Origin of the sequence: Enterobacter sp. TMH.L2 (assembly GCF_050847315.1) — a bacterium.
In the GTDB taxonomy this organism is placed as follows: Bacteria; Pseudomonadota; Gammaproteobacteria; order Enterobacterales; family Enterobacteriaceae; genus Cedecea.
Map to the genome: position 1 here is coordinate 819,485 of NZ_CP193791.1, position 15,913 is coordinate 835,397.

Below are 15,913 nucleotides of genomic sequence, written 5' to 3' on the forward strand. Positions count from 1 at the left end.
GAGGCACAGTGATGTCTACTCGCATTCAGCCGTGCGATAACGGGATGCGGAAGCTCCCAAAGCAGAAGCGTTCTCAGGCGACAGTGAGCGCGATCGTCGAGGCTGCGACTCAGGTTTTAGGTGAAAAAGGCTGGCGATACTTCACCACCAATGAAGTGGCCGAGTTTGCGGGTGTCAGCATCGGGTCGCTTTACCAATACTTTCCCAACAAGCTCGTACTCGTAGAGGCCATTAGAAAGAAGCATTTCAGCGATGTTATCAACGTCCTGCAGGCTGCCAGTGAAAATACCGAGGATGTGAACCAGAGCTTCAACCTGCTGATCGAAGGCATGCTGTCGGTACATGGGGCACATCCCGCTCTACATCGGGCCCTGGTGGAAGAAGCCCCCCGGAGCGACGAGGCTATTTCGGCTCACGCCGAATTTGAAAAAAAGTATAACGAGTACTATCTCGCCCTTGTTTCCCGGTATGGGGCGCGACGGAATGCCCAGGATATTCAGACAGCGGCGTGGACATTATCCGCTGCTATTGAAGGGGTTGTGCACCAGGCGGCCTTGCGCGGATTGACCGGTTCACCGGCGCTGAAGCGGGAATTGGTTCAGTTGCTTTTTGGGTACTTAAGAGGGCAGACAGCATAAACACAGGCTTTTACTTTCCGCCTGTGTGTCTTTGAATCTTCCCTCCCAGGAGACTTCAACCGGCTGGCATTGGGCAACGAGTGGCGGTTTTTAATAACCGGCTTATGCATCTGTTACGCCACTTTTGGACGTAACAGAGCTTTAGCTATCTCGTTTAGCCTGCTATATCGACGTGAGCTAAAAATTTCCGAAACCATTCACAGATTTTTTAGCTCCCGGAAAGCGTCTTTCATACGGCGCAGTTTGGCAAAGACTTCCCAGTTGGCGCTCTCCATGCAACCCAATCGGGAACGTATGGAAGCCCGATCGACGCGTAGAAACGGATTGGCCGCGAGCTCCGTCGCCAGTGTCGATGGAACGGTCGGCATGCCCGCTTGTCTCTTGTCCTCTATCAGCGCGATCTGCTTCAGCAGATCGGCGTTGTCTGGTTCGATTGTGAGCGCGAAGCGGGCATTGTCGGCGGCGTATTCGTGCGAGGAATAGATGAGCGTTTCAGGCGGCAGCGATCTTATTTTATCGATCGAAGCCCACATCTGGGCCGGCATAGCTTCCTGGACACGCCCGCAGCCAAGATGAAAGATGGTGTCGCCGGAAAAGAGAAGTCCGGCCTCCTTGAACCAAAAGGCGATGTGCCCGCTCGTATTCCCCGGCACGTCGATAACCAGGGCAATATGCTCCTCCAATGCTACCGTATCGCCTCCGATCACGCCCCGATCGATACCCGGGATATCATCCACTTCGGCCGCCGGGCCAATGACGCGTGCCCCTGTTTTTCGCTTGATCTCCGTGTTGCCTGAAACGTGGTCCCAATGATGGTGCGTATTAAGGATCAGATCTACGCGCCTCCCTTCAAGCACATCCAGTACCGAACTGGCCTCGGTTGGATCAACGACGGCCAGGGCACCTGTCCGTAAATCTTCTATAAGGAAAATATAATTATCTTCGAGAACGGGCAGGATCTGCACCGATAACCCATTGCACTTTTCAACGATCATCCTGGACTCCTGGAAACAATAAAGCGCGGCGCTGTTTGATGGGAAATTAGAGCGCCGCTGAGGCATTGAACCCCGAATGAATAACCGCTGCCGCCGGCGCCGGGTATTGGCCGGCGGCTTGCGATCTACTTACTGCTCAGCGCGGGGGCAGACCTTCTGCCGCGCGTGCGGCCTGAACGCTGGGGCGCTGTTCCATGCGCTGCATGAATCGCTCAATGGCCGGGTAAACGGACATGTCGATCCCAACGCGGGGCGGCCAGTTCAGTACGTTATAGAGATAGGCATCAGGTGCCGAAAATTCGTTGCCGAGCACATAGTCGTTGTTCGACAGATGCTCTTCAACAAAGGCGAACCGACCTTTGAGGAATCCTTCGGCGTAGCGGTTTTTCGCCGCATCGTCGAAAAAGGGCTGGAACATCGTCGACATCCCTTTGGCAAGGTCGGTCGCGATGACATTGAGCCATTCCAGTGCGCGATAGCGCTCCTGCGTGCCGAAGGGTGGCAGCAGGTTAAGGCCGGGGTTCTGGTCGGCGATCCACTGCAGAATAACTGCACCTTCGGTAATCAAGTCACCGTTATCGAGCACCAGAATCGGAATGAAGCCTTTCGGGTTCACATCGAGATAATTGCCCTCGACAGTCGTCTTCGTGGCGAAGTCTACTTTGACCAGATCGAAGGCAAGGCACGCCTCTCGCAGCGCGATGGCCGGGGAAAGCCCGCAAGAGCCAGGGGAGTAATAGAGTTTCATGAGTCCTCAGATTTAATGTTGAGCTTGTTGGCGGTTATGGTTCGAGGATTTCCAGCGTTTCGACCATGCGGATCGCCCGGGAGAAGTTCGCCAGGTTGACCGACGTTCTTGTCGCCTTGGCGTGTAATTCCTCAACCCGCTCGCGGGTGGCATCAGTGCGCAGGCGCACCACATACCGGATTTCGTCATAGCCGGGATTCACGCTGTCATCCAGGCCCAGGAAACCTCGCAGGTCCAGTTCACCGTCAGTTTCGATTTCAAGACTGTGGAGGGTGATGCCCATGGCGGCCGCATTCGCCGCATAGCCGACTGACATGCAGGCGTTTAGCGCTGCCATCAGCAGTTCCTGTGGGTTAGGCGCGGTATTCTGTCCCAGCAACTGGGCCGGTTCGTCGGCGGCAATCTCGAAATGGCGTGCGTGTTTCTCGCCCCCCAGTTCGTAATGATCGACGCTCGCTACCGTCCGCGTCTGGCCCTGCCATTTCGTTTTAACGTTGAAGCGGATTGCGCCCCTGGCCGGGTTGTCGCGCACGTCCTGGGCGAATTGTTGCAGGTCGGCGACGTTGATACCGTTTACGGTTTTGCCCATCATATGATCCTCCAGAAGCCGCTCTGCGGCTGGTTGTCAAAGTCAGATTGCCTTGCCGTTTTGGCGGCTTTCTTGCGGCCATCTTAAACATGGCCTGTAGTCGGAAAAAGCCATGTAAATGGATATGACTGTTCGAAATAGCGAACAATGACAGGCAGCCAATTCGGGGCTCGAGCTTCAAGATATGTCCAGCCGGCAGGAGAGTTTCCCGGTCGGGTTACCCTCCCGGGTAGGGCTATGGCTCCGGCTTCAAGCTAGCTGGGATGTGCGGGGCGGGGTCAAGGCAGGTGGGATCGTTTTCGAAGAAGTGGGGGCCAGTGGCAACTCAACGCCATGACATGAGAAGTTAAGTGCGACGGGCACGACGGGCTGTCGCCGGGGCCATACCTGGATGCTTCGCAAAAAGCTCGACAATCCACTCCACAAAAACGCGGACCTTGGTCGATAGATGGCGATTCTGCGGATACACCACATGAATAGGCATCGGATCATTGCTCCAGTCGTCGAGTATCAACTCGAAACGGCCATCTTTCAGCATGGGTTCCATCAGGAACGCCGCCATTTGCACGATGCCCAGGCCGGATAAGCCAGCCGCGGTATATGCATAACTGTCATTCAGTGCGATGGGGCCGGTGAGAGGACGCTTGATACGTTCCCCCTCACGGGAAAAATGCCAATCAAAAATCTGGCCAGTGCGGGGCGAAAAATAATTCAGGCATTGATGATGCACCAGATCGTCCGGGTGCAGGGGGCGGCCATGACACTTCAGGTAGGACGGGGCCGCGCAGGTCATGTAGTGCATAACGCCCACGCGACGTGCAATCAAGCTAGAGTTGCGTAGCTCGCCGACCCGCACGGCACAATCTACGCCCTCCTCGATCAGATCGACTGAGCGATCGCTGCAGCCCAGTTCTAGCCTGATGTCAGGGAAACGGGCAAAGAAATCAGGCAGGGCGGGCACCAGAACTTCGCTGGCAAGACCGGTGGGGGCATCGACCCGCAGCCGTCCTTTTGGACTGAGCCTGGTGCTTGAGAGCGATTCTTCCGCTACGCGAATCTCCGTCAAAATGCGTAAACAATGTTCGTAGTAGGCGGCACCGTCCGCGGTGACGCTGCAGTGACGTGTGGTACGGTTCAGCAGCCTGACCCCCAGCGTTGTCTCCAGCGTCTTAATCAGCGTCGACACCGTCACTTTGGGCAGCTTCATGGCTTCCGCCGCACGACTGAATCCGCCGGCGTCAACCACCTGCACAAAGACTTCCATCGCTTGAAATTTATTGTTCATCTCAGGGCTTATTGTTCGCTATTTTGAACGGTTATATCAATTTAGATCACTTTTTTAAATGATATGCCCTGCCGACGCTTCCGGTAACGCATTGCGGCGGTTTGGCAGAGGGAAGATTCATCTCCGGGCTGCCAATAAGTCGCGACCAGAGACCCGTCGAGTATGACGTGAGGGGCCAGAGAGACATATTCAGATGAGTAATTATGGATTACCATTATTGCGAAACTTTCGCGAACATTCACAGGGACAGCCCATCAGATGCGTTATTCAGCCGCAGCACTTCTTCCTATGCTGGTTTTACTCTCTGCCTGTAGCAGTAAGCCGAAAACCGCCGAACAGCAGACGACCAGCGGCACGCCGTCTGGCGGTTTCCTGCTCCAGCCACAGCACGATGTCTTTATGCAAACCGGTGATTTTGCTTACAACCCGGAAGCAGAGAAGTTTATCGACAAAATGGTGAATGAGCATGGCTTTGACCGTCGCCAGCTGCATGAAGTGTTGTCCCAGGCCAAACGTCTGGATTACGTGCTGCGCCTGATGGATCAGCAGGCACCGACGACCGCGCCGCCTGCCGGGCCGAACGGGGCATGGCTACGCTATCGCGCTAAATTCATCACGCCGGATAACGTACAGAACGGCGTTAAGTTCTGGAACCAGTATGAATCGGCCCTGAACCGCGCCTATCAGGTTTATGGCGTGCCGCCGGAAATCATCGTCGGGATCATCGGGGTTGAAACCCGCTGGGGCCGCGTGATGGGTAAAACACGCATCGTGGATGCTCTCGCGACGCTTGCCTTTGCCTATCCGCGCCGCGCGCAATACTTTGCGGGCGAACTGGAAACCTTCCTGCTGATGGCGCGTAATGAAGGGGACGATCCGCTGGCGCTCAAAGGCTCCTTCGCCGGAGCAATGGGTTACGGGCAGTTCATGCCTTCCTCATTTAAAGAGTACGCGGTGGACTTCAACGGCGACGGGCACGTGAACCTGTGGGATCCGGAAGATGCCATCGGCAGCGTGGCGAACTATTTCAAAGCACACGGCTGGGAGAAGGGCGACATGGTTGCCGTGCCGGCCAATGGGCAGGTACCGGGGCTGGCTAACGGCTTCAACACCAAATACTCAGTGGCGGCGCTGGGCCAGTCCGGCCTGAGCCCGCAGGGCGCTTTGGGCAACCATCAGGAAGTGAGCCTGCTGCGCCTGGATATGGGCGATCGTTACCAGTACTGGTACGGGCTGCCAAACTTCTACGCCATTACCCGCTACAACCACAGCACCCATTATGCGATGGCGGTCTGGCAATTAGGGCAGGCCGTCGCGCTGGCTCGCGTTCAGTAATACGTTTTATCGCCCCCGCTTGGGGGCGATAAAGGCGGTTCTCAAATACCTGCCTGGTGAAAATCATGCAGGTTAATTGCCCCCAGCAGCCTGCCGTTTTCATCCACGACCGGCGCCGCGCTAATGCGTTTTTTCATCAGCATCTCTTTGGCATCTATCGCCCGGGTTTCGGCATTCAGTACCGTGCCATTCTTCGTCATGGCATCTTTGATCCCGGCTTCCAGCTTACCGCCGCCCACCAGCCAGCGGCGCAGGTCGCCATCGGTAAAGACGCCGGCAACTTGCTGCGCTTTGTCGCAGACGGCAACCAGCCCCAGGCCTGTGCGGCTTAGCTCCAGCATGGCATCCATGACGGAGGCGCTGTCCGCCACCTGTGGGAGCTGCTCGTGGGTGCGCATCAGATGATGAACCCGATTTAACAAACGGGCACCTAACGCACCGGCAGGGTGGGAACGCGCAAAGTCCTCTTCGTTAAAGCCGCGCTCCTGCATGACGGCCATGGCCAGTGCATCGCCCATCATTAATGTATTAACCGCGCTGGAGGTCGGCGCCAGGCGCATCGGGCAGGCTTCACGCTCTACCGAAATATCTACGGTGGCAAAGGCCGCTTTCGCCAGCGGCGACTCAGCTTTGCCGGTAATCGCAATCAGCTTAACGGCCTTTTCCTGCAGGCGAGGAATAATTAAATCCAGCTCTTTCGCATGGCCGGAATAGGAGATAAACAGCAGGATGTCGCGGCTTTCGATCATCCCCAAATCGCCGTGTAACGCTTCGGCGGGGTGAACGAAGAAGGCAGGCGTGCCGGTGCTGGCAAAGGTGGCGGCAATTTTCTTCCCGATATGCCCGGACTTGCCCATGCCGGAAACAATCACTTTCCCCTGACAGGTGAGCACGGCGTTGGCGGCGGCGACAAAATCTTCGCCAAGTCTGTCCGGCAGGCGGCTCGCTTCCTGTAATTCCAGCAGCAGGGTTTCTCGTGCGGCGTCAATCATTCGCTGATGCATCTTCTTCTCCGGTAACAATCACTTTCACGCCTTTTTCACACAGCGCGGTGAGGAATTCGTGGCTAATGCCGCCGTCGGTGATGATCGTATCCACTCTCTCCAGTCCGCAGACAATATTCGGGCTTTTACGGCCAAATTTTGAGGAGTCGGCCATCAGGATCACTTCGCGCGCCGCGTTGCACATCGCTTTGCTGACGGTATAAACCTCGTTGTAGGTTGTGACCCCGGCGGTGAGATCGATGCCATCGGTGCCCATAAAGAGCCTGTCAAAGCTGAAGTGTTCGAAGGCGTTTTCCGCCAGTTGGCCATGAAACGAGGCTGATTTCTTACGGAAGGTGCCGCCGGGCATCAGAATGGTTTGTTCGTTGTCCAGCTCAGACAGCGCGTTGACGATATGCAGGCTGTTGGTCATCACCGTAATGTTATTGAAGTGCTGGAGCAGCGGGACCAGCTGCAAAACGGTGCTGCCCGCATCCAGAATAATGGAATCGCCATCGTGGATATACTTGACCGCCGCCTCGGCAATTTGCTGTTTTTGCTGGGTATTGATCAGCGTTTTGTGGTCAATGGGCGGATCGGGTTCGTCTTTACTGAGCACTACGCCGCCATAGGTGCGAAGCACGGTGCCAGCCGTTTCAAGCAGCACCAAATCTTTACGGATCGTGGTGCCGGTGGTTTGAAAATGCTGGGCGAGATCTTCCACCGAGCATTTTCCCTGCTTTTGCAGATGTTCCAGGATCGCCGCCTGCCGCTGACGTGGTTTCATAGGCTCTTATTACCTTGCAATAAATTTCGATTCGGTAATTTCGCAAGCAATAAGCATTCGAAACGAAATTAACCCTGTTTCAGTTTAAGCGCTAATGATAGAGCATTCTGACAATCACGATCATGGGGAAAGATCACATCGGGCTGCAATTCCTGCCGATTCATGCCGTGTAGCTGCATTACTGGCTGTGGGAGGGCAAAAACCGTCAGGCCTTTCATTATCAGGCTGTCGCGGACGTTTTGCCGCTCATCAAAGGCGAGGGCAATGACCACTCTGGGCCGAAAACGCCCGGATGAACGGCCTACGCCAACGGCACCCTGCTGGCAGAGCCGGTCAAAGGCCCGATTAAAACGGCGAATTTGCCAGCCGCCGAGCAGTAGCTGGCTTAGCCAGGCGATCGCCGCCAGGGCGATCAGTGCATTCATCATGCATCCTCCTTTGGGCAGCCTCTGGCTGAGGGCCAGAGGCAACCGGTGACCCGAGAGTTAAAACATAACCTGCCCGCCGGTGACGTTGATCGACTGTCCGGTACAGTAAGAGGCTTTATCGCTGGCGTAAAACAGGAGCGTGTTAAGCACATCCTGGTAGTCACAGCCGCGTTTTAAGGGGACTTTGTCGATGTAGTATTGCTCTACTTCGTCAGCAGGAATGCCGAGTTTTTCCGCGTACTGCGGCAGCAGAGACTGGAACATTGGCGACTTGAGCAGGTTACCCAACATGAGCGCATGCACCGTGATGCCGTATTCCGCCAGATCGAGGGCGAGAGACTGCGTCAGCCCCACGCCACCGAATTTCGCCGCGCTGTAGCCGGAGTTGTGCTTGCTGCCGACCTTGCCGGACTTTGAGTTAATCTGGATGATGCGGCCTTTAATCCCGTCGCGAATCATCAGGCGGGAGAACTCCCTGGCGCACAGGAAGTACCCCACAAGGTTTACCTGCAGCGAACGGTCAAAATCCCCCAGAGCGAAATCACCAATAAACGCCGCTTTGGCGATGCCCGCACTGTAAACCAGCAGATTGACCTGGCCGAAAATCTCGTCCACGCCGTGAGCCAGTGCGGTAACGCTTTGCTCGCTGGTGGCGTCCGAGCCAAATCCCCAGGCAGAACCCGGCCCGTACTGGTCGTTAATTTCCTGCGCGACGCGGGCCGCTTTCTCACTTTGAATATCCACCACGGCAACTTTGTAGCCTTCCTGGGCCAGCCCATGGCAGAGAAACGCCCCGAGCGTTTGCCCTCCACCGATGACAACGGCAACCTGATTCATGTTTTACTCCTTTGATTAAATGACAATGTTTATGCAACAAACTTCAGCTGGCAGCCGGGTTCAATGCCCTGAGGCAGCGGGCCAGCGACGTGTACGGTGCCAGGGTATTCCGCCCGTGCTTCACCATCGAAGCGCAGGGTGATGTGCCCGAGCTCCTGCAAGTTTTGCTGGGCCACGTCGCCGACGGCGGTAACGGCGTAATGTTGGCCATTGAGTTCAAAGTGGATACCTGGCTTTAGCTGGCCGGTCAGCTCGCCGTGGCAGTGGATAAAGCAGTAATCCTGAATATCCGCCGGGGCGCCTTCCCGAAAGGTAATAAGCATGTTGTCTGCCAGCGCCTCGCGAGCGCACTCTCCAATCTGGACGATGGTGGTCTGGTAAATGGTTTGCATGGGGCTTTCCTTTATTGGTAGATGAAGCCGGACACCAGCCAGGCAATTAGCACGGTAGGGGCGCCCGTTAAAAAGCGCCCGACCAGCACAGAAGGCACGCCGACGCGCACCGTTTCCTGGCGCGCTTCCGCCAGAGACAAGCCAACAGGAATAAAATCGCAGGCGGCCTGGGCGTTAATGGCGAACAGCGCGGGCAGCGCCAGGTGAGGAGGGATATGTCCGAGGCCAATCTGCACCCCAATCAGCACCCCGATGACCTGCGCAATCACCGCCCCAGGGCCAAGGAAAGGTGAGAGCAGGGGGAAGGAACAAATCAGCGCGAGCGTAATCAGACCGAGAGGGTTATTGGCCAGCGGGGCCAGGCCGTGGGCAATCCAGTCGCCCAGCCCGGAGGCCATAATGATGCCAATCAGCGCCGACACGAAGGCCATAAAAGGCAGAATCGTTTTCAGAACCGTGTCGATAGTGTCGCGCCCCGCCTGAAACAGCACGGCGACGGCTGAACCCATTCCCATACCGACTTTGGCCAGCAGGCCGTCGCTTTGTTCGGTAATTTTTTTGCTGGCGTCGTAGTCCCGCGCTGGCGCAGGTTTGCGCTCGATCTGCGGTTCGCCATCGGCCCAACTAATGTTTTCTTCCCGGACGCCTGAGACGTAAATATCTTCAACAATGTACTGCGCCAGGGGACCTGATTTGCCGGTGGCGTGGATATTGATCGTCGGGATGCGGCGTTTAGGGTAGAGCCCGCAGCGCAGCGTGCCACCGCAGTCTATGATTGCCAGCGCAATTTCTGCCTCCGGCGGCTCGCCGTCTTTAAAACCGTCTACCGCCTGGCAGCCGGTCATTTCACTCAGCTTATCGACGATTGCCGGGCGCGTACCCGCCGTGATGTAAACGATCTTTTTGCTCGGATCGACCGGGACGATCAGCGGCCCGCCCCATCCACCCTGGCCTTTTTCAATACGAATGCTTTGAGTCATGATTTTTCCTTAGAGGCGGACCTGGCGTTCCAGCTCAATGCCCATTTTTTTCTCGAAAATCGAGGTGGTGAGATCGGTTATCCAGCCGCGGAAGAAGTTGGTAACCAGCCCAACCAGCAAATAGCTCACTGCAAGCGGGGCCAGCGGCAGGCCCAGCGTCGTTAACCCGCTGGCAATGCCCAGATAAACAAACAGTTCGCCAGGGTTGATGTGGGGAAACAAACCGTTCATCGAATGGCAGCTATACGATGCGGCGGCGTAATAGCTCGGTTTGTACTTCTCAGGCATAAAGCGTCCCAGACTTAGCGTCATCGGATTGCAGAACACGAAAGTGCCGATGCAGGGCAGCAAGAGGTAACGCGAAACGGGGTTGCCGGCGCAGCGCTGCGCCATACGTTCAATGCGGTGCTGGCCGATAAAGTTAATCAGCGCGTTCATTATCACCAGCAGGCTGATCAGCAGAGGGAGAATGCCGGTCACCATACCGGTAAAGACCTCTCCGCCTTTCTGAAACAGGCCAATAAACCACTCCGCCCCGTGGGTAATCATGTCGATCATTTCTGTCTCCTGTAGGGTTATCTGCTCACCGTTGTTCCCGGTGGTGGCTCATATTAATCATTTTGAAATGCGTAAATATGTTATTTAGATCTCATTGTGAAATATAAATCTATCAGTTTGAAAGATTATTGGGTGGTGAAAGAGGTGAAAAAATGACGTTCTGATTAACGGAAGGGAAAAGGGGGCTTGATTGAGGGTTCGTTTATGCCGAGGTGTAAAACAGTAATTTACAAGGACTACTGGGTAGACTATGTTATGTTATAACGAAACAATATTGGTGCCGGTATGTCTGTTGCAGCTCCCTCTTCACTGTTTAGCCTTTCCGGGCTATTTCGCGCGGCCCTTGTCGCGCTGCTGATCCTCGGCCTGTGGGGCGCCATTCATTGGGCGGTTATCCTGCCATGATCGAACTGCAGAATCTCGAGCTGGGCTATTACGGCAACGTGGTTGTGTCGGCCCTCAGCGGCCAGTTTCAGCGCGGCAGCATGACGGCGGTGATTGGGGCGAACGGCTGCGGTAAATCGACGTTGTTAAAATCCCTGGCCGGGCTACTGCCTCCCATTTCTGGCAGCGTAAAGTTTCAGGACAATATGCGCCCGCGCATTGCCTGGCTGCCGCAGTTAGGGGAGATGGATCGGCAATTTCCCGCCACGGTTTATGACGTGGTTTGTATGGGGAGCTGGCCGGGACGCGGGCTGTTTTCCGGCCTTCGTCGCCAGCACCGTGAACGCGTGACGGAAGCGATTGAGCGCGTGGGATTAAGTGAGCATTACCTGCGGCCGATTGATGTGCTCTCAGGGGGACAGTTTCAACGCATGCTGTTTGCTCGCCTGCTGGTTCAGGACGCACCGCTGGTCCTGCTCGATGAGCCGTTCACCGGCGTGGATGCACAGACCAGTGAATTTTTAATGGAACTGATGTGCCAGATGCACCGGGATGGCAAGACGCTTATCAGCGTGCTGCATAACAACGAGCTGGTACGCCGGCATTTTCCTGAAGTCTTGCTGCTCACCCCGGAGGGTTACCAGTGGGGTAACGCCGACGAAGCCTTAGCGCAATATGCTTCCTTTCGCCCACGCCTGGTACAAACTGCATGATTTATCACCTTTTTATTGAGCCGTTTGTGGCTTACGGCTTTATGCGCCGCGCGCTGGTGGCCTGCCTGTCGCTTTCTCTGAGTACCGTTCCGCTTGGCATTTTTCTTCTGCTTCGTCGTATGAGTCTGGTGGGTGACGCGCTTTCTCATGCCATTTTACCCGGCGTTGCCGTGGGTTATCTGGTTGCCGGTATGTCTCTGGTGGCAATGGGCATTGGTGGGTTTGTCGCTGGCGTGCTGGTGGCTTTACTTTCCGGCTGGGTTAGCGCCCGGACGCCGTTAAAAGAAGATGCCAGCTTTGCCGGATTCTACCTTGGGTCGCTGGCACTCGGCGTGACGTTGATATCATTGCGCGGTTCAAGCGTTGACCTGCTGCACCTGCTATTTGGCTCAATTCTCGCCGTGGATGGTGAGGCTATTAAGTTTGTGGGGCTCATTGCAAGCGTGACGCTGATTGCGCTGGCGCTGCTTTATCGCGGCCTGGTGCTGGAGTCGTTTGACCGCAGCTTTTTACAGGTGAACAACCGGCTGCTGCCGTCGCTGATACACGGCACGTTTTTGGCGCTGCTGGTGCTTAACCTGGTGGCCGGTTTCCAAATCCTCGGCACATTAATGTCCGTTGGCCTGATGATGCTCCCCGCCATTGCCGCGCGCTGCTGGGCTAAGACATTGCCGGGCTCGATCGCTCTTGCCGTGGTGTGTGGCCTGATTTGTGCCTGGTTAGGGCTGGTGTGGTCTTTCTACGCCTCGTTACCCGCCGGGCCGGCAATTGTGCTTACCGCGAGCGTCGCATTCTTTATCTCAATACTTTTCGGACCGCGCAGCGTGCTTGCAGGGAGCCTGCTGCGTAGGAAATTGGCAATCATAAAGGGGGTTAAATGAAACGTTTAGGGATTGGTATTGCGCTGGCTCTGGCGCTCTCCAGCCAGATGGCTGCAGCGAAAACGCTGAATGTAGTGGCAAGTTTTACCGTGCTGGCCGACATGGCTAAACAGGTTGGCGGCGACCACGTCAAAGTCACCAGCCTGGTGGGGCCGGATGGCGACCCGCATAGCTTTGAACCTTCGCCGAAAGACAGCGTCGCGTTGCGTAATGCGGATGTGGTGATTGTAAGCGGGCTCGGCATGGAAGGGTGGATGGATCGCCTGGTGACGGCCTCCGGCTACAAGGGCAAAGTTATCGTGGCTTCCCAGGGAATTAACACCCGCAGCATGGAAGAAGACGGTAAATCAATCACTGACCCACATGCGTGGAACAGCGCGGCAAACGGGGCAATCTACGCGGAAAATATCGCTGCAGCGCTGGTTGCTGCCGACCCACAGGATGCAGCGGCTATCCGTAAAAGCGGCGATAGCTATGCAGCTCGCCTGAAGCAGCTAGACGGCTGGGCGAAAAAACGCTTTGCGGATGTGCCGCAGGCTAAACGCAAGGTACTGACCAGCCATGATGCATTTGGCTACTTTGGCGAGGCTTACGGCGTCACGTTCCTGGCACCAGTGGGCTTTTCCACCGAAGCTCAGGCCAGCGCCAGCGACGTTGCATCTCTGATTAAACAGTTGAAAGATGAACATATCGCCACCTACTTCATCGAAAATCAGACCGACCCACGTCTGGTGAAGCAAATTGCCAGCGCGACCGGCGCTAAGCCCGGCGGTGAGCTTTATCCTGAGGCGCTTTCAGGCCCTGGCGGCCCGGCAAGTACCTACGAAAAGGCGTTCAAGCACAACGTGAACACCATCGCCAACAGCATGAAGTAGTTTTTCTCCCGGCCAGCTTTCGCTGGCCGTTCCATTTCTGGAATCCTTCCCGAGTATCCCGATGTAATCCCCTGCAACGTCCGTAAAGTGCTATCGTGTTGGCTAATGATATGTCTACAATCGGAGCCAGCATGACAGACAGCGCATTGTTTGAGCTAAGCCAGCGGGTAGGGAATGGCCTTGGGCAGCTTGGGGCCACCGTGACTACTGCAGAATCTTGTACCGGCGGCTGGATCGCGAAAGTGATTACTGACGTTGCCGGCAGCTCAGCCTGGTTTGAGCGGGGCTTTGTGACCTACAGCAATGAAGCCAAACATCAGCTGATCGGCGTGAACGAAACCACGCTGGAAGCCTATGGCGCCGTCAGTAAAGGCGTGGTGCTTGAGATGGCTCAGGGAGCGCTTGCCGTCGCGAAAGCGGATTATGCGGTTTCTGTCAGTGGTATCGCCGGGCCAGATGGCGGCACGCCAGAAAAACCGGTCGGTACGGTGTGGTTTGGGTTTACGGATAAGCACGGCAGAACGCTGGCAAAAGTGCAGCGCTTTGACGGCGACCGCGATGCCGTTCGCCGCCAGGCCACGGAATTCGCCCTGCAGAGCCTGTGGGACGATTTTCTAAAAAATAAACTTGATACTGTATGACTGTACAGTATAATTGCCTCAACGAAACAGTATTGAGAACGCGGGGTTGCGAATTATCGCATCACTCAGCATGACAGGAGTAGAAATGGCTATCGACGAAAACAAACAGAAGGCGTTAGCGGCAGCACTGGGCCAGATTGAAAAACAATTTGGTAAAGGCTCCATCATGCGCTTGGGTGAAGACCGCTCCATGGACGTGGAAACGATCTCTACCGGTTCACTTTCTCTGGATATCGCGCTGGGCGCCGGCGGCCTGCCAATGGGCCGTATCGTAGAAATTTACGGGCCTGAATCTTCCGGTAAAACAACGCTGACCCTGCAGGTTATTGCGGCCGCACAGCGAAGCGGTAAAACCTGTGCGTTCATCGATGCTGAGCACGCGCTGGACCCGGTTTATGCCAAAAAGCTGGGTGTTGATATCGACAACCTGCTGTGTTCCCAGCCGGATACCGGTGAGCAGGCGCTGGAAATCTGTGACGCGCTGGCACGTTCTGGTGCGGTTGACGTCATCATCGTTGACTCCGTTGCGGCGCTGACGCCGAAAGCGGAAATCGAAGGTGAAATCGGCGACTCTCATATGGGCCTTGCGGCACGTATGATGAGCCAGGCAATGCGTAAGCTGGCGGGTAACCTGAAGCAGTCCAACACGCTGCTGATCTTCATCAACCAGATCCGTATGAAAATTGGCGTGATGTTCGGTAACCCGGAAACCACGACCGGTGGTAACGCGCTGAAATTCTACGCGTCTGTCCGTCTCGACATTCGTCGTATCGGTGCAGTGAAGGATGGCGAAAACGTCGTCGGTAGCGAAACCCGCGTGAAGGTCGTGAAAAACAAAATTGCCGCGCCATTTAAACAGGCTGAATTCCAAATCCTCTACGGCGAAGGCATCAACTTCTACGGTGAGCTGGTTGACCTGGGCGTGAAGCACAAGCTGATTGAAAAAGCGGGTGCATGGTACAGCTACAACGGTGAAAAAATCGGTCAGGGCAAGGCAAACGCCAGCAACTTCCTGAAAGAGAACAAGCCGATGGCGGAAGAAATTGAGAAGAAACTGCGCGAAATGCTGCTGAATAACCAGGACAGCACGCCGGACTTCACGGTTGATGACCACGACGAAGACGCGGTCGAAACTAACGAAGACTTCTAAAACAAGACAAAGGGCTGCTAACGCGGCCCTTTGTGCTTTCTCTCTCCTGATATCGATCTTTGCCACACGACCCTATGTCTGACAACACCGCTTCTCCCCGCCGCAGCCCTTTTGCCCGCCTTCTGGATAAGGCGACCCGTATTCTTGCCATGCGTGACCACAGCGAATATGAGCTGCGCCGTAAGCTGGCAACGCCTTCTGTCTTTGCGGCAAAATTTGCTAAAGAGGACGAACCTGAGGTCACTCAGGAAGACATTGATAAGGTTATTGCCTGGTGTTACGAACACCGCTGGCTGGACGACGTGCAGTTTGCGTCACGTTTTATTGCCAGCCGCAGTCGGAAAGGGTATGGACCGCAGCGTATTCGGCAAGAACTGAAGCAAAAGGGCATCGAACGGGCCATTGGGGAGTCCGCGATGATAGCCTGTGAAATTGACTGGCCGCCGCTGGCGCGCGAACTGGCCGAACGCAAGTTTGGCTCGCCGCTGCCAACAGAGTGGCAGATGAAGGCTAAAGTGCAGCGTTTTCTTCTCTATCGTGGCTTCTTTATGGAAGACATTCAGGAGATCTGGCGAAATTTTGCTGATTAGGGCCACACTGGATTTTACTTCCCTCGCCAGAAAACTTATCTTATTCCCACTTTTTTCCAGGTAAGCTGGCCTGAGCCGTCTGCGTTACGGCCGTCATGGCAGCTTTACAACTCTTCGTTAGCTT

Annotated in this window: 19 protein-coding genes; 8 read left to right on the top strand and 11 right to left on the bottom strand. The window is 55.6% G+C overall.

The window, feature by feature from the left end; all coding sequences use genetic code 11:
- Positions 1-11: 11 nt before the first annotated feature.
- Positions 12-638, top strand: coding sequence for a TetR/AcrR family transcriptional regulator (locus ACREYP_RS03935; protein ID WP_336819588.1), 627 nt, complete (start codon positions 12-14; stop codon positions 636-638).
- 197 nt (positions 639-835) lie between these two features.
- Here the strand turns inward: ACREYP_RS03935 and gloB are convergent, their stop codons facing one another.
- The 4 genes from gloB to ACREYP_RS03955 all read right to left on the bottom strand — a co-directional run bounded on the left by gloB (position 836) and on the right by ACREYP_RS03955 (position 4,255).
- A complete protein-coding gene (gene gloB / locus ACREYP_RS03940; RefSeq protein WP_498881113.1) occupies positions 836-1,633 on the bottom strand; it encodes a hydroxyacylglutathione hydrolase in 798 nt (265 codons plus the stop codon).
- Between the two features lie 136 nt (positions 1,634-1,769).
- Positions 1,770-2,381 carry a glutathione transferase GstA gene (gstA, locus tag ACREYP_RS03945; RefSeq protein WP_336819592.1) on the bottom strand — a complete coding sequence of 204 codons (612 nt, stop codon included), beginning with the start codon at positions 2,379-2,381 and terminating at the stop codon, positions 1,770-1,772.
- A 34-nt stretch (positions 2,382-2,415) separates the two neighbouring features.
- Positions 2,416-2,973 carry an OsmC family protein gene (locus ACREYP_RS03950; RefSeq protein WP_286180340.1) on the bottom strand — a complete coding sequence of 186 codons (558 nt, stop codon included), beginning with the start codon at positions 2,971-2,973 and terminating at the stop codon, positions 2,416-2,418.
- A gap of 343 nt (positions 2,974-3,316) precedes the next feature.
- Complete coding sequence (locus tag ACREYP_RS03955) at positions 3,317-4,255, bottom strand: LysR family transcriptional regulator (protein ID WP_336709851.1); 939 nt, start codon at positions 4,253-4,255, stop codon at positions 3,317-3,319.
- A gap of 258 nt (positions 4,256-4,513) precedes the next feature.
- Here ACREYP_RS03955 and mltB point away from each other — a divergent pair, with 258 nt between their 5' ends.
- Positions 4,514-5,590, top strand: a complete 1,077-nt coding sequence (mltB, locus tag ACREYP_RS03960) for a lytic murein transglycosylase B (protein ID WP_034809051.1) — start codon at positions 4,514-4,516, stop codon at positions 5,588-5,590.
- A gap of 41 nt (positions 5,591-5,631) precedes the next feature.
- On the opposite strand, the gene gutQ is transcribed toward mltB, so the two are convergent.
- The 7 genes from gutQ to srlA form a co-directional block, all read right to left on the bottom strand.
- The gene (gene gutQ / locus ACREYP_RS03965) at positions 5,632-6,594 is read right to left on the bottom strand and encodes an arabinose-5-phosphate isomerase GutQ (protein WP_008458285.1); all 963 of its coding nucleotides are present in this window, start codon (positions 6,592-6,594) and stop codon (positions 5,632-5,634) included.
- The gene (srlR, locus tag ACREYP_RS03970; protein ID WP_336819594.1) at positions 6,575-7,360 is read right to left on the bottom strand and encodes a glucitol operon DNA-binding transcriptional repressor SrlR; all 786 of its coding nucleotides are present in this window, start codon (positions 7,358-7,360) and stop codon (positions 6,575-6,577) included. The genes gutQ and srlR overlap by 20 nt, the downstream gene beginning before the upstream one ends.
- Positions 7,361-7,428: 68 nt before the next feature.
- Positions 7,429-7,788: a transcriptional regulator GutM gene (gutM, locus tag ACREYP_RS03975; protein ID WP_008458281.1), complete on the bottom strand. Its 360-nt coding sequence runs from the start codon at positions 7,786-7,788 to the stop codon at positions 7,429-7,431.
- Positions 7,789-7,845: 57 nt separating this feature from the next.
- Positions 7,846-8,625: a sorbitol-6-phosphate dehydrogenase gene (gene srlD / locus ACREYP_RS03980; RefSeq protein WP_336819596.1), complete on the bottom strand. Its 780-nt coding sequence runs from the start codon at positions 8,623-8,625 to the stop codon at positions 7,846-7,848.
- A 29-nt stretch (positions 8,626-8,654) separates the two neighbouring features.
- Entirely contained in the window at positions 8,655-9,017 is a 363-nt protein-coding gene (gene srlB / locus ACREYP_RS03985) for a PTS glucitol/sorbitol transporter subunit IIA (protein ID WP_008458277.1), read from the bottom strand.
- Between the two features lie 11 nt (positions 9,018-9,028).
- A complete protein-coding gene (srlE, locus tag ACREYP_RS03990; protein WP_336819598.1) occupies positions 9,029-9,997 on the bottom strand; it encodes a PTS glucitol/sorbitol transporter subunit IIB in 969 nt (322 codons plus the stop codon).
- A gap of 9 nt (positions 9,998-10,006) precedes the next feature.
- Positions 10,007-10,555 carry a PTS glucitol/sorbitol transporter subunit IIC gene (gene srlA / locus ACREYP_RS03995; protein WP_008458272.1) on the bottom strand — a complete coding sequence of 183 codons (549 nt, stop codon included), beginning with the start codon at positions 10,553-10,555 and terminating at the stop codon, positions 10,007-10,009.
- A gap of 401 nt (positions 10,556-10,956) precedes the next feature.
- Here srlA and ACREYP_RS04000 point away from each other — a divergent pair, with 401 nt between their 5' ends.
- The 6 genes from ACREYP_RS04000 (at position 10,957) to ACREYP_RS04025 (ending at position 15,789) form a co-directional block, all read left to right on the top strand.
- Entirely contained in the window at positions 10,957-11,652 is a 696-nt protein-coding gene (locus ACREYP_RS04000; RefSeq protein ID WP_336819600.1) for a metal ABC transporter ATP-binding protein, read from the top strand.
- Positions 11,649-12,533 (top strand): metal ABC transporter permease, encoded by an 885-nt coding sequence (locus tag ACREYP_RS04005; RefSeq protein WP_008458268.1) that lies wholly within the window; start codon positions 11,649-11,651, stop codon positions 12,531-12,533. The genes ACREYP_RS04000 and ACREYP_RS04005 overlap by 4 nt, the downstream gene beginning before the upstream one ends.
- Positions 12,530-13,408 (top strand): metal ABC transporter substrate-binding protein, encoded by an 879-nt coding sequence (locus tag ACREYP_RS04010; RefSeq protein ID WP_336819602.1) that lies wholly within the window; start codon positions 12,530-12,532, stop codon positions 13,406-13,408. The genes ACREYP_RS04005 and ACREYP_RS04010 overlap by 4 nt, the downstream gene beginning before the upstream one ends.
- Positions 13,409-13,539: 131 nt before the next feature.
- Positions 13,540-14,049: a nicotinamide-nucleotide amidase gene (gene pncC / locus ACREYP_RS04015; RefSeq protein WP_336819604.1), complete on the top strand. Its 510-nt coding sequence runs from the start codon at positions 13,540-13,542 to the stop codon at positions 14,047-14,049.
- Positions 14,050-14,134: 85 nt separating this feature from the next.
- Entirely contained in the window at positions 14,135-15,199 is a 1,065-nt protein-coding gene (gene recA / locus ACREYP_RS04020) for a recombinase RecA (protein ID WP_008458263.1), read from the top strand.
- 74 nt (positions 15,200-15,273) lie between these two features.
- Positions 15,274-15,789: a regulatory protein RecX gene (locus ACREYP_RS04025; protein WP_336819606.1), complete on the top strand. Its 516-nt coding sequence runs from the start codon at positions 15,274-15,276 to the stop codon at positions 15,787-15,789.
- The last annotated feature ends 124 nt before the right edge of the window (positions 15,790-15,913 follow it).

What these genes read in the sequence shown, in the direction of transcription:
- gutM (WP_008458281.1), bottom strand. Translation starts at nt 7,788, where the DNA reads ATGATGAATGCACTGATCGCCCTGGCGGCGATCGCCTGGCTAAGCCAG.
- gstA (WP_336819592.1), bottom strand. Translation starts at nt 2,381, where the DNA reads ATGAAACTCTATTACTCCCCTGGCTCTTGCGGGCTTTCCCCGGCCATC.
- ACREYP_RS04010 (WP_336819602.1), top strand. Translation starts at nt 12,530, where the DNA reads ATGAAACGTTTAGGGATTGGTATTGCGCTGGCTCTGGCGCTCTCCAGC.
- ACREYP_RS04005 (WP_008458268.1), top strand. Translation starts at nt 11,649, where the DNA reads ATGATTTATCACCTTTTTATTGAGCCGTTTGTGGCTTACGGCTTTATG.
- recA (WP_008458263.1), top strand. Translation starts at nt 14,135, where the DNA reads ATGGCTATCGACGAAAACAAACAGAAGGCGTTAGCGGCAGCACTGGGC.
- srlR (WP_336819594.1), bottom strand. Translation starts at nt 7,360, where the DNA reads ATGAAACCACGTCAGCGGCAGGCGGCGATCCTGGAACATCTGCAAAAG.
- ACREYP_RS03955 (WP_336709851.1), bottom strand. Translation starts at nt 4,255, where the DNA reads ATGAACAATAAATTTCAAGCGATGGAAGTCTTTGTGCAGGTGGTTGAC.
- srlD (WP_336819596.1), bottom strand. Translation starts at nt 8,625, where the DNA reads ATGAATCAGGTTGCCGTTGTCATCGGTGGAGGGCAAACGCTCGGGGCG.
- pncC (WP_336819604.1), top strand. Translation starts at nt 13,540, where the DNA reads ATGACAGACAGCGCATTGTTTGAGCTAAGCCAGCGGGTAGGGAATGGC.
- ACREYP_RS04000 (WP_336819600.1), top strand. Translation starts at nt 10,957, where the DNA reads ATGATCGAACTGCAGAATCTCGAGCTGGGCTATTACGGCAACGTGGTT.
- gloB (WP_498881113.1), bottom strand. Translation starts at nt 1,633, where the DNA reads ATGATCGTTGAAAAGTGCAATGGGTTATCGGTGCAGATCCTGCCCGTT.
- ACREYP_RS04025 (WP_336819606.1), top strand. Translation starts at nt 15,274, where the DNA reads ATGTCTGACAACACCGCTTCTCCCCGCCGCAGCCCTTTTGCCCGCCTT.
- ACREYP_RS03935 (WP_336819588.1), top strand. Translation starts at nt 12, where the DNA reads ATGTCTACTCGCATTCAGCCGTGCGATAACGGGATGCGGAAGCTCCCA.
- gutQ (WP_008458285.1), bottom strand. Translation starts at nt 6,594, where the DNA reads ATGCATCAGCGAATGATTGACGCCGCACGAGAAACCCTGCTGCTGGAA.
- mltB (WP_034809051.1), top strand. Translation starts at nt 4,514, where the DNA reads ATGCGTTATTCAGCCGCAGCACTTCTTCCTATGCTGGTTTTACTCTCT.
- srlA (WP_008458272.1), bottom strand. Translation starts at nt 10,555, where the DNA reads ATGATCGACATGATTACCCACGGGGCGGAGTGGTTTATTGGCCTGTTT.
- srlE (WP_336819598.1), bottom strand. Translation starts at nt 9,997, where the DNA reads ATGACTCAAAGCATTCGTATTGAAAAAGGCCAGGGTGGATGGGGCGGG.
- ACREYP_RS03950 (WP_286180340.1), bottom strand. Translation starts at nt 2,973, where the DNA reads ATGATGGGCAAAACCGTAAACGGTATCAACGTCGCCGACCTGCAACAA.
- srlB (WP_008458277.1), bottom strand. Translation starts at nt 9,017, where the DNA reads ATGCAAACCATTTACCAGACCACCATCGTCCAGATTGGAGAGTGCGCT.